Annotated in this window: 9 protein-coding genes; 6 read left to right on the forward strand and 3 right to left on the reverse strand. The window is 66.1% G+C overall.

All coding sequences use genetic code 11. From position 1 onward, the window contains the following. Positions 1 to 175: 175 nt before the first annotated feature. The 3 genes from OHB41_RS38210 to OHB41_RS38220 are packed head-to-tail and all read left to right on the forward strand — an operon-like array spanning position 176 to position 3119. The gene (locus OHB41_RS38210) at positions 176 to 616 is read left to right on the forward strand and encodes a hypothetical protein (protein WP_266703899.1); all 441 of its coding nucleotides are present in this window, start codon (positions 176 to 178) and stop codon (positions 614 to 616) included. Continuing rightward, positions 613 to 1821: a nucleotidyl transferase AbiEii/AbiGii toxin family protein gene (locus OHB41_RS38215; RefSeq protein WP_266703901.1), complete on the forward strand. Its 1209-nt coding sequence runs from the start codon at positions 613 to 615 to the stop codon at positions 1819 to 1821. The genes OHB41_RS38210 and OHB41_RS38215 overlap by 4 nt, the downstream gene beginning before the upstream one ends. Then, a complete protein-coding gene (locus OHB41_RS38220; protein ID WP_266703903.1) occupies positions 1818 to 3119 on the forward strand; it encodes a DUF1173 family protein in 1302 nt (433 codons plus the stop codon). The genes OHB41_RS38215 and OHB41_RS38220 overlap by 4 nt, the downstream gene beginning before the upstream one ends. A 74-nt stretch (positions 3120 to 3193) precedes the next feature. Here OHB41_RS38220 and OHB41_RS38225 read toward each other — a convergent pair whose 3' ends face one another. The 3 genes from OHB41_RS38225 to OHB41_RS38235 all read right to left on the reverse strand — a co-directional run bounded on the left by OHB41_RS38225 (position 3194) and on the right by OHB41_RS38235 (position 8020). Next, positions 3194 to 4852: a UvrD-helicase domain-containing protein gene (locus OHB41_RS38225; protein WP_266703905.1), complete on the reverse strand. Its 1659-nt coding sequence runs from the start codon at positions 4850 to 4852 to the stop codon at positions 3194 to 3196. Further along, positions 4849 to 6735: a Rossmann-fold NAD(P)-binding domain-containing protein gene (locus OHB41_RS38230; protein WP_266703907.1), complete on the reverse strand. Its 1887-nt coding sequence runs from the start codon at positions 6733 to 6735 to the stop codon at positions 4849 to 4851. The genes OHB41_RS38225 and OHB41_RS38230 overlap by 4 nt, the downstream gene beginning before the upstream one ends. A 112-nt stretch (positions 6736 to 6847) precedes the next feature. Next, the gene (locus OHB41_RS38235; protein WP_266703909.1) at positions 6848 to 8020 is read right to left on the reverse strand and encodes a hypothetical protein; all 1173 of its coding nucleotides are present in this window, start codon (positions 8018 to 8020) and stop codon (positions 6848 to 6850) included. 533 nt (positions 8021 to 8553) lie between these two features. On the opposite strand from OHB41_RS38235, the gene OHB41_RS38240 reads away from it, so the two are divergent. The 3 genes from OHB41_RS38240 to OHB41_RS38250 are packed head-to-tail and all read left to right on the forward strand — an operon-like array spanning position 8554 to position 14906. Further along, positions 8554 to 10533, forward strand: coding sequence for a type I restriction-modification system subunit M (locus tag OHB41_RS38240; protein ID WP_266703912.1), 1980 nt, complete (start codon positions 8554 to 8556; stop codon positions 10531 to 10533). After that, a complete protein-coding gene (locus tag OHB41_RS38245) occupies positions 10530 to 11801 on the forward strand; it encodes a restriction endonuclease subunit S (protein WP_266703914.1) in 1272 nt (423 codons plus the stop codon). The genes OHB41_RS38240 and OHB41_RS38245 overlap by 4 nt, the downstream gene beginning before the upstream one ends. Before the next feature lie 3 nt (positions 11802 to 11804). Beyond that, entirely contained in the window at positions 11805 to 14906 is a 3102-nt protein-coding gene (locus tag OHB41_RS38250) for a type I restriction endonuclease subunit R (RefSeq protein WP_266703916.1), read from the forward strand. The last annotated feature ends 126 nt before the right edge of the window (positions 14907 to 15032 follow it).

Below are 15032 nucleotides of genomic sequence, written 5' to 3' on the forward strand. Positions count from 1 at the left end.
ATACCCCCAGGGGGTATTTTGCGGCGGGGTTGGCGCGACAGTCGGCCGACTTCTCCACAAGGGGAAGCCGCCGTTCGGTGACGTTAGAGGTGAACGGCGCGGATGACGGGCGGCTTCGCCGCAACTAGTCAATCAATGCGTGTACTTGACGCATCACCAAAGGAGAACGGACCACATGGCCAGCACCCCCCGGCCCGATTTCGCGCGAGTGGCGCGCCTGCGGGGCGCCGAGCAGGGAGTGATCGACGAAGCCGCCCGCCAGGGACTGATACCCGAGGACATCGCTCGCGCGCTCACCGCGCCAGGCGTAGGTGACCTTCTCCTGTTCCAGGGGTTCGAGGTGGTAGCGGATCTCGACGCCCTCGCAGGTCCCGGATCGGGTGTCGTCGACGTTCCCCGTCATCTGGTCGACGGAGACGTGCCCGCGCTCGTGGACGTGGCGGACCCAGCACTGTGTGCCGCGCTGTATCGCGGACTCCTGGTACGAGGAACCGCGACCGAGCAGGCAGCACTGATCAACCGCGACGTTCTGCTCCGTCTGTGGCCCCAACGGCTCGCACCACAAGCCGTCGCACAAGTGTGGGAGCAGCGGTTCCCGGAGCTGACCGGACCATGAACACCGATGGAATGCTCGCGGTGGCCCGTATCGTGCTGTCCGCATGCGGCCCGAACGGCTACCACCTGTCCGGCTCGCTCGCACTCCATGCCCTCGGCGGCGCCGGGGCCCGACCCGCCCACGACATCGACGTGTTCACCGACCAGGTCCAGGACACCCCGGTGGTTAGGGCGGCCGTCGCCGGCGCGCTGGCCGCCCACGGGTACCGGGTGGAAGAGGTCCGGACCTGGGCCTTCCACCCGCTCGCGCAATGCGACCAGAACAGCGACCTGCTAGTCACGCACGCCGAGTACGGCGCAGTCACCGTGCAAATGGCCCGCATGCCGCGCTACTTCGACTCCCGCTCGGCCGCAGGCATGCCGGTCGCCGCCATCGGCGACCTCCTCTACGGCAAGCTGGAGGCTCCTGAACACCGCCTGGCTGCCAAGGACTTCGTGGACCTGGCAGTGCTTCACCGACACCTGGGGCAGCGAGACGTCGACTCCTATCTGGACGACTACGCAAGCGGAATCGCGGGACTCCGACAGCTCCCTGAGCCACAAGTGCGCGAAGACCTGTACGTCCGGCTGGCCCAGGTCGCCGACCTCCCGGACGCGGCATTCGCCGGTTACGGGTTGGACCCGCAGGCCGTGACACAGCTGCGCGCCGACCTGCTGGCCTGGGCAGACCGGATCGCACCGGCCGAACTCAACCCGAGCCGTCTGGAGCCAGACGTGGCCACAGGTCTGGAGGGCCTGAACCAGGGGGACGTGCTGGCCACGCTGGCCCGACTGGCGCGCGCGGACTCCCTGGCCTTGCTCACCCCGCCCGAGCTGAGCAGCCGACGTGGTCAGGCCATGGACCGGGCACTGACCGCCTCCTACGGACTCCGGGAGCTGGCCGAGCAACTCCCCGAAGGCGCACCTGTTCCCCCCGACGCCGCAGAGGCGATGCACCGAGTCCAGGAACTCATCGGAGAGGTACAGCGCATCACACTGGAAATCCAGCGACGCTCTCGGCTCACTGCACTCCAGCGCGCGGAAGAGGCAGCGGTACGGCGTGCTCTGGCCGAGCAACTCGATGCCGACGAGACCCCGGACCCTCACCATGCGGCGGTGAAACTGATGCTGCAGGTCGGCCGACGGCGTCGGCACGCCGAGGCAGAGGAGGAACTCCAGCACCACCGGCCGATGACCGGTCCCGGCCACGGAGGAGTGCGGACATGACCGCCTCGAATGACGTCCCGCCACCAGACCAGCCCAGCCGCCCCGGACCAGGCGACGCGGACAGCCCCCAGGGTGACGGCGCCACCCGCGGTGACCGGGCCGACCGCGTACGGCTCGCGGACAAGTCGCTCCCACTGTTCGTGCTGCGCGAGCACGCCACCGACTATGCCACCCTCTTCTCCCGGGCCAGAGCCGAAGTAGGCCACGGCCAATGCCTCTGCCAGACACCAGCACTCCGCTTGGTCATCCGGTGCAGCCGGGCCGGCCGCTACCACCTGGCCGGATGGCCCGGCGAAGGCGAACTCCACGATCCCAGCTGCAGTTTCCACAAACTCGCCTCGGAGCTGACCGGCCGCGACGCCTACAGCACAGAAGCCATCCACGAGGGAGACGACGGCGTCGCGATCCGCTTCTCCGCCTCGCTCGCCCGCAAGCTCAGCGCCCCGGAGCCGCCCAAAGCCTCCACCGAACAACGCGATGGCCGCGCCCGCCGTACCGTCGGCCTGCTCGGTCTTCTCCACTGGTTGTGGGAGGAAGCCCAGCTCACCGCTTGGCATCCGCGCTGGCGACGACGCACCTGGTGGGTCTGCCACGCCCGGCTGAGCGAGCAGATCGCCGGATGTTCCATCAACCACGAGGAGTTGACAGAGGCTCTGTACGTCGTGCCTCCCTTCCGGAAGGAGTACGCCCGCCGCAACACCGCTGCCTTCGAGACGTTCCGCATCGCCCGCCTGAAACGACGCGGAGACACACAGCGGCGGGGACTCATCCTCGGCGAGATCAGAGATGTCAGACCGACCCGGTACGGCGTTCAATACGCGCTGGCTCACCACCGCGGCGCCCTGTTCGCCACCGCAGCCCTCGACGAACGGCTCCGCCGCTCGTACCGGCCGGCCTTCTCCGCAGCCGCGGACGAACACGGAGCCCGCCGGATCGGCCTGTTCCTGGTCGAACTCAGCGCAAAGGGCAACGTCCGGGTGCTCGACATGGCCGCCATGCTGGTCAGCAAGCTGTACATACCCGCCGACTCCAGTCACGAAGTCGTCATGGCCAACGCCCTCACCGACGCCGGACGTGCCTACGTCAAACCCGTGCGCTACGACGGAAACGACGCCGTCTTCCCCGACTTCGTCCTCACTGACACTCGCCCTAACTCCTACGTCGAGGTCTACGGGATCCATGGCAGAGAGGCCTACGACCAGCGTAAGCGTGTGAAGCAGGCTCACTACCAAAACCGGGGTGCCAGCTTGATCGAGTGGGACGTGACCGAACCGATCCCTGACCTGTCGAGGCACTAGATCATTAACTGCTGGGGGTGGTGGTCCGGTGAACCACTCGGCCAAGTCCTGGGTGCCCGGCGGCGTTGAGGGCTCTACCGCAGGGCCGCGACGAGAGGTGCCCAGAGACCGTGCACCAGGTTGGGAACGACGAGATGTGCCTTCTTCCTAGCTCGGGTCATCACGACGTACAGCAGTTTGGAGCCGGTTGGGTAGGGCTCTCCTTCGGAGCCGTGGAACTCGTTGCTTCCGAGGAGCAAGATCGTGACGTCGGCTTCCCGTCCCTTGGTCTGGTGGAGGTTCATGACCTGTATCGGGGCTCGTCGCGCCGTCCCTGCCCCCACCAGGGCTTCGTCGCGTACACGGAGGAGCTCCTGCTCGACCGCGGCAGCGTCGAAGGAGCCTTGGTCGGCGTGATGAAGGGCGATGCGCGTCTGGCGGGCCGCCTGAAGCCAGGTCTCCTGGCCACGGGCGGCTCCGACCGTGCTGTAGGCATTCGTGATCACCTCGGCGAGTCGCACGATGTCGGGCTGACCGCCCTTGTCGACCGAGGCTCGCAGGTCCCGTGCCAGCCGATTCAGCGCGTTGCTCAGGGGCGCGTTTGTCGCCGGGCTGAGCATCTGCTGGGCGAGCGGAACCACCCTGTTGCCCTTGCGCTCCGTGGCCTGGACGTAGACGGCAAGCCCGCGGAGAACCTCAGAGTCGGGGAGGTGCAGTGCGTACTTCACCAGGGCGAGTTGCGCAGCGAGTGCCTCACCGTGCGCCTCGGTGAGGCCGACTTGCTCGTGTACGAGGCCGTCGGCGAGGAGGGCGTCAGAGAGGCTGGAGGTCGCCACGTTGGTGTGGGTGAAGATGCTGACGGTGTGGCCGGCCTTCCGGGCGCGGCGCGCGAGGTCGATGACCTCGGCATGGCCGTGGCCGTCGGCGTAGTCGGTGACCGAGATGCGTCCCGCCGTGGCGGCGGTGCGGATGGCGTCGTGGGTGAATTCGCGTCGCATGGCGGCTTCGGCGGCGGCCGGCAGGGTTCCGCTCGGGTCGCGGTAGCTGAGCGGCGGCAGCATGATCTTGTCGGCGCCGGGCAGTCCCAGCGCTGTGGCGATCCGCGTGTCGGCGTTGATGTGTTTGAAGCCTGCGTAGATGCACTGGTTGGTATCGCCCAGTAGGACGCGGCGCGCGGTCGGGGCGATCTGCTGAAGGAACTGCCATTCCTGGTCATCGGTGTCCTGGAACTCGTCGCAGATGACGAGGCCGTACCGGGCGTTGTAGTGGTTGGGCACCTTGTCCAGGCCGAGCAGCGCCATGGCCGTCGGGATCAATTGGTTGTAGGTGAGACCGGGTCCGGCTCGACCGACGAGGCGCTGTGCTTCGCTCAGGACGGCGAGGGGTGGGGGGTATCCGTGGTGCGGGCCGAAGCTGTTGATGATGCGCCAGGCGAAGCCGTGGAAGGTGGCCACTTCGAGGCGGGGGGCCAGCTGTCCGATCACGTTGGACGAGCGGTCGATGATCTGAGCCACCGCGGTGCGGGAGAAGGAAAGGAAGAGGACCCGCTCCGGGGCGGGCAGTCTCGTCCTTCGGCCAGCCTGGTGGGCCGCTCGGCGTCGGAGCGTCAGTCGTTCGTCAGCGTCTTCAAGGTGGCGGCGCGCGGCTGCGACGGCGGTGGTGGTCTTGCCTGTACCGGCACCCCCGAGTACGACGAGAACTGGCGCGGTGCTCTCGATGACGTCCTGCTGCTCCCCGTTGGCCTCGTACGTCACGCGGCGTCCTCGTCAGGGCGGCCGACACCTTCAAGGACGATCATCGTGGGGCCGCTGTAGCTGGAGCTGGCTGTTGTGGCGATGGCCTCCAGAATGGCCGCCAAGAGTGGCGGGTGCACCACGGGAACGTTCTCTTCCGGCTCCTCCCCTTGCTCTTCCGGGTCTGCCGGGTCGGGCTGAAGCTCGCGGTAGAGGGCGTCGAGGAAGGGTTCGTGCAGGCCCTTCTTGTGGAGTGTCAAGCAGAGGTTCGTGACGGTCTGCTCGGTGGCTTCGGTGGCCAGGGGATCCGGTTGGCCGAAGACGGTTAGGACCGAGCTGGCCGCGGCGAGGTGGGCTAGCCGGACTCCGGCGGTGATCGCGCGTTCGATCGCGGTCTTTTCCGGGAGCTGGATGACGACGTCGCACGACTTCTTGACCTTGTCGAGCTGATCCGCCGACTGCTGCGAGGGCTTGTCGGCGTCCACGACGCCGATCACGCGGAAGCCGAGCTGTTTGGCGAGATCGGCGATCTGAGGGACCTGGTCGATGCCGCCGTCGGAACCCGTTCCGGCCGCGACGAGCCGGACACCGTAGGCGGACAGGGGCAGCCTGTGGGGAGGGTAGCGCCGGTTGGCCATGCCGAGGACCGCGACGTCGTGCGGCCCCTCGGTGACTGCGACGACGGGCGCGGTGAGCGCGGGCAGCAGCTGTGTGTGGAGCTGGCGGTGCGCGACGAGCTGCTTGCGGTCGCTGACCTGCGGAAGCTGGTGGTAGGTCCGTTGGCCACCGTGGCGGACGAGGCGGACCACGTCTCCGGGTTCGAAGGCGCGCGCCACTTCGGGACGGCGGGTCGACAGCCAGGCTTGTCCGGACCGGTTGCGGATCAGCGAGGCCAGATGCTCGGCGGTGGCGGCGTCGAGCTGGTCTCCGAAGTCATCGGCGAGTACGACCGCGCCGGGGACGTTCGCGAGCAGCATGGCCTCGGCCATGGAGAGGACGGCGGTCACGGTGCTGCCGTGGTTCGTCAAGGCTAGCGGGCCGGCGGTGTCCAGCCGCAGAGCGGCCCGCAGCGTACGCAGAAGTGCGCTGACGGATCCGTCCTCGGCGAGAAAACCAATGTCCCCGGCGGTGATCGGGTTGTCCCCGAGGCGTTTCCCGGTGCCGCCCACGGCGAGCACGGCGTCCACGGCCTCAGTGATGGCCGGGTCTTTGGATAGAGCGGCTACGGCCTCGCCGACAGCGTCGCGCAGGACTTCGAATGCGGCGACGGCCGCCTTGGGGTCGCGCTCCTCGATGTACCGTCGCAGGCTCCCGCCCGTTCGAAGCTGCAGGGGGACTCCTGCGTTGAGGGTGATGACCGGAAGGGCCCGGCGCACGGCAGCCGGCACCCGTAGAAATTGGTTGGTCTCCGGATTGCTGCGCGCCGGGTAGTAGACGACGGACTCCAGCGCCTCGGTCTCGTGGTCGTAGCTGAGCCGATAGGTGAGACGCACACACTGGGGAGCGGACGGGTCCGCCTCGTCGTCCTCGGAGGCCATCCCCGTCTCATCGAGCGGCTGGAGGTAGCCATCGACCAGTTGCTCGATCTCCGGGTCGAGATCAGACAGGGTGACCTCCACCTCCGCCGTCGACGCCTGGAGTGGCTCCGCCGGCTCAGGCGGTGCCGCCTCCGAGCCGGCTTCGGACTGGGAACTCTGGTCCTCTCCCTCTTCTTCCACCGGCGCAGTCTGGTGGAGATCCGACAGGGAGGAGCCGTGCGCCGCTTCCGGGTCTAGTACCCGGGCCAGTGCCTCGATCACATCGCTGCGGCCAGCGCGGGGCACGCCGGCCACGACCGCGTGATCGCGGGGGCGCAGGTCGAGGGACTTCCAGCCCCGGAAGTCCGTGATCAGCAGTCGGGTCACTCGCACCACACCATCATCGCCGACAACGTCCCCGGAAAGCACGGCATTTGCCGCAAGGCGACTAAAGGGGGTGTGTGACGTGGACCAGAGCCGCAGCCAACCTGTGATCCGTCTACTTCAGCAGCTCTGATCGGATCCGGTCCCAGCTCGGCCGCGGGCTGGTGACCGGGTTCACGAGGGTCAGGAGGCGGCCTTCGAGGAATACATCGAGCCGGTCTGTCTGCGAGACCAGTCGGCGACGTTGGGCCCGGTGGTCCACCGGCACTCGCTCGCCCAGGACGCCGAGCAGTACTTCTTGGCGTGCCGGTCCGACCGCGTCGCCGCGGATCCACCGGCCGCGGACCTCTACGCCGGAGAACGTGCCGAGTGCGTCCTCGCGTGCGAAGGACTGGTTCATCGCTGTTTCGACCGCTGCCGCGGCTCGGCTGACCGCCGTTCCGGCGGAGGCCCCGGTTGCATGAGCCGAGCCCTCGCTGCCGGACTCGGGCGCAGAGTCTGGGGCCGCGAGGGGGTCCGGCTCCAGGTCCGTGCGCCGACGGGGATCCGGCCGGGAGACTCGGAACCGCCAGGGTTGGGCGCTGCCTGGTACATCGATCCACCCGGTCTTGAGTCCGGCCGTGGCAGGGGAGTCGTCGGGCAGGAAGATGTCGACATAGACGCCGCCCGTGCCGAGCCAGACCCAACTCATGAAGTAAACATGCTCGTTGTGGTCGACGGACCACTGCGCGAGTTTCGCCAAGCGTGCCATTTGCGGCTGGGTCCCTTGGCCGGGCGGGAGCATCTGCTTGTGGTCGCGGCGTCGGCCCCGTGCCTCTCCGGCGAGCGGACCGGCGGCCAAGTCGTATAGAAGGTCGGGCCGTACGCCCTTTTTCGCGTAGGTTCCGACGAGTTTTCCGGGCAGGACGTCGAAGCTGCTGAGGCCGTTGGTCCCGGGCTTCCAGTCGAAGAGTGCCTCACTGGCGGCGGTCATCACCCCGAGCCCGGTGCACTCGCTGACGAAGCGTCGGATGTGGCCGGAGCTGGAGTCGAGCGCGGAACAGTCGACCCCGAGCGCACCGGCGCCCGGGCTGCTGGTGATGTAGCTGAGGAGGAGGCTGATCTCGTGGTCACGCACACGCTGGTCAACCGTCTTGCGCAGGTCGCAGGCGAGGGCGTTGATGTTGACCAAGGCTGCCAAGGACACAGGCAGGGGGCCCTGCCCGATCTCGACGGCCTGGACGGCTTCCGCGCCGGCGCTTCCCTTCTCGACCGTGAAGCGCCACACCCGGGCGCGCACTGAACTCATAGGGGAAGCCTACGGCCGCTCTCCAATAGCACGACCGACCGGATCACTCCGCCTCTGCGGGGCATGCCCACCGACGTCCACGGCCCGGCTGTACCGACGCCTCGTGCGTCCTCGTCTACGGTCTGATCCCCGAGGTCAACCACGGAGCATCGCCCATGCCCCCGCTACCCACCGAGCCCCAGCCCGGCCAGTTCGGGTGGGCAGTCCTGTGACTGGGCCGGCCGCCGACTACGGCAGGAGGATCGGCAAACGGGGCACGGCGCCAGAGGCACCGCCGGCCGGCTCGGCACTCCCACGGCTCGCCACCCCTGGTTGTCATGCCGCTCTCAAGGCAGAGAGGCGCTGCCCACTCGGTTGTCGGGCGGGTAACGGGTGGCACGAATTGAACTTTTGCCTCAAAACGGGCGCTGCTTCTGGAATGGCGTCGGTCCTGTCAGTGGCACCATCTACATTTTCCGTGTGTGGACCAGTGCCGTCATTGGTCAGCCTCTCAGCGGGTGCGCCCTGCATCCGTGCTAGGAAGGACAACTCAAGTGGTCGACCTGAAGAAGGACGTCTGGGCCGTCGCGGACACCCTGCGTGGTGTCTATGCCCGCAACAAGGCGGGTGACGTCATCCTGCCCATGACGATCCTTCGCCGCCTGGAGTGCGTCATGGCACCCCATCGGGCCCAGGTTGCCGCGATCATCGCGCAGCAGCCGAACGAGACGCTGCGCGTGAAGATGATCAAGTCCTTCACCGGCGGTGTGAAGTTCTACAACACGACGAAGCACACCCTGGCCTCGGTGTACGACTCCGGCGACGACATGGCCGACAACCTGCTGGAGTACGTGCGCGGGTTCAGCAACGACATCGACGTCTTCGCGAACTTCCACCTGCCCCAGCACATCGAGCGGATGAGGAAGGGCGGCATCCTCGCCACGATCGTCCGCCAGTTCCGCGATCTCGACCTCTCACCCGAGGCCGTGCCGAACTCCAAGATGGGCGAGCTGTTCGAGCACCTCATCTATATGGACTTTGAGTCGTCCAACGCTGAGTCCGGTGACCATTACACTCCGCGCGACGCGATCAACCTGCTTGTCGACTTGCTGTTCGCCGAGGACGACAACGCGCTGTCCGGGGACGCCATCCGCAGCATTTACGACCCCACCGTTGGCACCGGTGGCATGCTCAGCGTGGCAGAGGAGCACCTGCACCGCATGAACCAGGAGGCAGAGCTCCTCCTGTACGGGCAGGAGCTGCGCCCCGAGTCCTACGCCATGTGCCGCTCTGACATGCTCGCCAAGGGCCAGAACCCCCAGAACATCGCGCTGGGCAATACCCTGACCAAGGACTTGTTCCCGGACGACAGGTTCAACTACATCCTCTCCAACCCGCCCTACGGCGTGGACTGGAAGAACATCGCCGAGGATGTTGAGAAGGAGCACAAGAGAGGCTTCAGCGGTCGCTTCGGGGCTGGCCTGCCCCCGACCTCCGACGGCGCCCTGCTGTTCGTACAACACGCAATCGCCAAGATGAACCCCGCTGACAGCCAGGACGGCGGCGCCCGCGCGGGCATCGTCCTGAACGGCTCCCCGCTGTTCTCCGGCGGCGCCGGGAGCGGCTCCAGCAACATCCGGGGGTGGCTGCTGGAGAACGACTTGATCGAAGCCATCGTCGCGCTGCCGAACGACATGTTCTACAACACCGGCATTCCCACGTACCTGTGGATCTTCGACAACAACAAACGCCCCGAGCGTCAAGGCAAAGTGCAGCTCATCGACGCCACTGCCCTGGGCGCCAAGATGGACAAGTCCCTGGGATCGAAGCGCGTCAAGATCAACGACGCCGCCCGCGAGTGCGTGCTACAGCAGTACGCGGACATGGAGTCCTCGGACACCTCCAAGATCTTCGACAATCTCGACTTCGCCTTCTGGCAGATCACGGTCGAGCGGCCCCTGCGGCGGAACTTCGAGACCACACCCGAACGTGTCGCCCTTGTCGCTGAGCACAAGATCCTCGGCAACATCGACGGCCTCATCGACGGCCTGAACTCCTTCAATGGGGGCCAGTACCTCAACCGTGAGGACTTCCTCAACGACCTGGGCAAGCACCTCGGTTCCCGCGGCATCAGCCTGACCTCCGCGGAGCGCAAGGCCCTGTGGCAGACCCTCGGCGAGCGCGACGAGAACGCCGATATCTGCCGCTTCCAGTCCGGCAAGAACAAGGGGGAGCCGGAGCCCGACAGCCCTCTGCGCGATACGGAGCTCGTCCCCTTCGGCTGGAATGGGCACCCCAAGAGCCACGACGCCAAGGACGCCACCATCAAGGAGTACTTCAACGCGGAGGTCAAGCCGCACATCGAGGACGCCTGGATCGACTACACCAAGACCAAGGTGGGCTACGAGATCCCCTTCACCCTCCACTTCTACAAGTACGTGCCCCCGCGCACCCTTGCTGAGATCGACGCCGACCTCGACGAGTCCCTGCAGGAGATCCTCGGCCTGCTGCACAAGGTGGAGGCAAGCAAGTGAGGACCCCTCTTCCCTGGGGAGAAGCCCAGCCGCCGTGGACGATCGGCAAGGTCAAGCATCTGGGCAGCGTCACTCTCGGCAAGATGCTCCAGTCAAAAGACACCGGCCAGGACGTCCTTGCTCGGTACATGAGGGCGGCCAACGTCCAGCCTGACGGCGTCCTCGCTTTGGACGACGTGAAGGAAATGTGGTTCTCGCCCTCTGAACTGGACGACCTCACCCTCCGGCGGGGTGACGTGGTCGTGGTCGAGGGCGGGCAGGGGGGCTTCGGACGTGCCGCATACGTCGGTGAAGACCTCGACGGCTGGGGGTTCCAGAACTCGATCAACCGCATCCGGTCGAAGCCCGGGAATGATGGGCGATTCCTGGCGTACTACCTGATCGCCCTGCGCGCCACCGGGTTCGTCCGGAGGTACTGCAACATCGTCTCTATGCCGCACCTGACGGCCGAGAAGCTGGCCGCCATTGCCCTCCCGCTTCCCTCCGGTCCTGAGCAACGCGCCATCGCTGACCATCTGGATCGGGAGACTGCAGAGATCGACAGGCTCATTGCCGCGCTGGAGCGGTTCATTGGACAGCTGCAGGAACGACGTCAAGCTGTCGTGGAGCATGAGCTTGTGGAGGTCGTGCCGGCGGCGTCCGGTACACGGCTGAAGCACCTGGTGCGGTCCGTTCGACAGGGGTGGAGTCCACAGTGCTTTCCTTGGCCTGCTGACGGAGTCCAGACCTGGGCAGTCCTGAAAGCCGGGGCAGCCAACCGTGGGCTCTTCCGACCGGAAGAAAACAAGGAACTCCCCAACGACCTGGAGCCGCGTCCGTCGACCGTGGTGCGGCGCGGCGATCTCTTGGTCTCCCGAGCTAACACTCGGGACCTTGTCGGTAGCGCAGCAGTGGTGTCCGGGGACTACCCGCGGCTCATGCTGAGCGACAAGCTCTACGCTCTCGCCCTCGACGAGTCCAAGGCGTTGCCCCGCTATGTCGCCCACCTGCTGGCCAGCCGCCGAATCAGGGATTTGATCGAGATGGCCGCGTCTGGTGCGAGCTCCTCGATGCTGAACATCAGCAGGGACGACATCTTGAACCTTCCGATGAACGTTCCTGAGCCCGCTGAGCAGCGTCGCATCCTCAATCACCTGGACCGTGAAACAGCGGAGATCGACATCCTGATCGCGAAGACGCAGCGGCACATCGAGCTCGCCAAGGAGCGCCGTATCGCGCTCATTACTGCGGCCGTGACCGGCCAGATCGACATCCCCAAGGAGGACTGAGCCGTGGTGGACCTGACCTACGAGTCGGAGTTCGAGCAGCGCATCTGCGAATACCTGGCCGCCCAGGGGTGGGAGTACTCCCCGAACGGGGAGGGGTACGACGCTGAACGTGCCCTGTTCCCGGAGGACGTGTTCGATTGGTTCAAGGGCCTGGATCCGCAGGCGTGGCAGCGCAGCATCGGTTCCGGCCCGCGGGCAGACTCGGCGAAGCACGCTCTACTGGACCTGATCGTGCAGCTGCGCTCCACCCCGCTGGACAACAGGGGCGGTGGCCCTGGGGGGACCCTGCAGTTACTGCGCTCGGACGTCCCCGTGGGGCTGCGCGACGAGCTGAAGATGGTCCAGTGGCGCCCGGCGGACCCGACGAACGCCACCCGCATGGCCGCCTACGACAAGGTGCGCCTGCGGATCATGCGGCAGGTGCATTACTCGCGACAAAAGCCTCATGACAGCATTGATCTGGTCGCGTTCATCAACGGTATCCCGGTGGCCACATTCGAGCTGAAGACGAACTTCAAGCAGTCCATCGACGCCGCGGTCAAGCAGTACGCCCAGGACCGCAACCCCAAGGGAGAGCCCCTGCTGGCGTTCGGTACCGGGGCGCTGGTGCACTTCGTGGTCACCGAGTCCGAGGTCCGCATGACCACCCATCTTGACGGTGAGAACACCTACTTCCTGCCGTTCAACAAGGGCAACAACGGCGGCGCGGGCAACCCGGTGAACGAGCACGGGCCGGCCACCGCGTACCTGTGGGAGCAGGTCATGGCCCGCAATACGTGGCTGGACATCTTCGGGTCCATGCTGTTCGTGGACGTCAAGACCACCACGAACGCGATCACGCGTGAGCGCAAGACCTCGACCAATGTCATATTCCCGCGCTTCCACCAGTGGCAGGCCGTATTGAGGATGGTCGAGCAGGTCAAGGCTGAGAGCGTGGGGGGACGGTTCCTGATCCAGCACTCAGCAGGATCGGGCAAGACGAACACGATCGGATGGACCGCACACCGCCTGTCGAACCTGCACGACGACAGTGGTCGCAAGGTCTTCGACACGGTGATAGTGATCACCGACCGCACGGTGCTGGACGACCAGATGCAGCGTGCAGTTCTGCAGATCGAGGGCAAACCGGATTACGTCTACAACGTCGACAAGAGGGCCCGCACCGACCAGGGCTCCAAGTCACGTGCGTTGCTCAAGGCCCTGCAGGACCGTCGCCGCATCGTGGTGGTGACCATCCAGACCTTCCCGGCCGTGCTCAAGCTCCTGTCACAGGACGACTCACTGGCAGGACACCGGTTCGCGGTCATCGCGGACGAGGCGCACTCCTCGCAGGCCGGCGCCACAGCCAAGAAAGTGCGCCAGGTACTGCGCGCCGGCGGTCAGGAAGTCGACGAAGGCACGGAGGTCGACGCCGAGGACACGATCAATGCGTTTGCCGACGCTCCGACCCCGAACGTGTCGTTCTTCGCGTTCACCGCCACCCCGAAGCCCAAGACGATCGAACTGTTCGGGCGCCGCGAGACGCCCGACGCGAAGCCGTCCGCGTTCGACGTGTACTCGATGAAGCAGGCCATCCAGGAGGGGTTCATCCTGGACGTCCTGCCGCGTTACCAGAACTACGGGACGGTTTATCAGATCGCTGAGGCGATCAAGAAGAACGGCGTCAACGTCTCCGCTGCCGACGAAGACAACCTGGTCGAGAAGGCCGAGGCAGCAAAGGCCCTTAAGAGGTTCGTACGCCTGCACCCGACGAACATCGCCCAGAAGGTTGAGATCATCGTCGAGCACTTCCGCGCCAACGTGGCTGGCATGCTCGGCGGCCACGCCAAGGCCATGATCGTGACCTCGGAACGCAAGCACGCGCTGCGGTACAAGCTGGCGATCGACAAGTACATCAAGTCCAAGGGGTACGACCTGGGCACCTTGGTCGCGTTCTCCGGCAGACTGGACGACCCGGAGTCCGGCATCCACGACGAGGTCTCCGAAGCCAAGATGAACCCCGGAGCTGGCCCGGACCTGGCTGAGGCGTTCGCCGAGCCGAACTACCGCGTCATGATAGCCGCGGACAAGTTCCAGACCGGGTTCGATCAGCCTCTGCTGTGTGCGATGTACGTCGACAAGCGCCTGGACAACATCCAGGCGGTGCAGACCCTCTCGCGTCTGAACCGCACCTTCCGATCAGGCAACCTGGTCAAGGACCGGGTGTTCATCCTGGACTTCGTCAACGAGCCCAAGGACATCAAGGCGGAGTTCGCGAAGTATTACGAAGAAGCCGAGATCGAGACCGAGACGAACCCGAACCAGCTGCACGTGCTGGCGGTGGGGCTGCGAACCTTCGGTATCTTCGACACGCAGGACGTGGCCCAGTTCGTCCAGGGCGCCCAGGACGGTGACCGCAATGCCATCACTGCAGCGATGAGTCGGGCGCAGGACCGGTTCGCCCAGGCATGGGACCAGGCCGAGCACGACGAGGACACTCAGGCCGTGGAGCGGCTGGAGCAGTTCCGGAAGAATGTCTCCTCGTTCGTGCGGCTGTACGACTTCCTGTCTCAGGTGTACGACTACTCTGGCTCCCCGCTGGAGGACCTGTGCGCGTTCTGCCGTGAACTCGCTCAGTGGATTAAGGCCGAGCGGACGCACGACGAAATCGACATCTCAAGCGCACGGCTGGTCGCCATCGAGCAGAAGGACAAGGGCGTCACGAACGCCTCGGTCACGGAGAAGGGCGACAAGCTGACCGGGCCGAGCGCGCTGGGCACGGCCAAGGTGAAGGACCCTGAGATGGTCCCGCTTCTGGAGGTCATCGACACCCTCAACACCTTGTTCGACGACCTGTCGGAGTCTGCCGTCGCCGGACTGATGGCGCTTGTTATCCAGGCGGCGAAGTCGGATGAGGTGCTGAGGTCGCGGGCGCTGGAGAACAGCCTGGAGAACTTCCTGAAGTCCGAGAAGGTCCGTGACCGGATCCTCGACACCCTGCTTGCCGCCCCCGGGGAGTTGGGGAAGGTAGTGGCTGAGGTCGTCGGCGATGGCAAGGGCCTGGACAGCATCATCGCGGGCGCCTTCCACGGGGTGCGTCTGGACGCAGGGCAGGAGGACAGCTGATGGAACGGTTGAGGTGCTCTGCGCCTGGACCGGGCCGACCAGCGAGCCGATCCGCCATGCCCGCTATCGTCTTGAGGGCGCTGCCGGGCCCCAGCCCTAGCTTGAACAGGACGTGAATCAAGGGGA

Source organism: Streptomyces sp. NBC_01571, assembly GCF_026339875.1.
Lineage (GTDB): Bacteria > Actinomycetota > Actinomycetes > Streptomycetales > Streptomycetaceae > Streptomyces.

Coding starts and splice junctions, on each gene's coding strand:
- OHB41_RS38210 (WP_266703899.1), top strand. CDS start 176: ATGGCCAGCACCCCCCGGCCCGATTTCGCGCGAGTGGCGCGCCTGCGG.
- OHB41_RS38215 (WP_266703901.1), top strand. CDS start 613: ATGAACACCGATGGAATGCTCGCGGTGGCCCGTATCGTGCTGTCCGCA.
- OHB41_RS38235 (WP_266703909.1), bottom strand. CDS start 8,020: ATGAGTTCAGTGCGCGCCCGGGTGTGGCGCTTCACGGTCGAGAAGGGA.
- OHB41_RS38220 (WP_266703903.1), top strand. CDS start 1,818: ATGACCGCCTCGAATGACGTCCCGCCACCAGACCAGCCCAGCCGCCCC.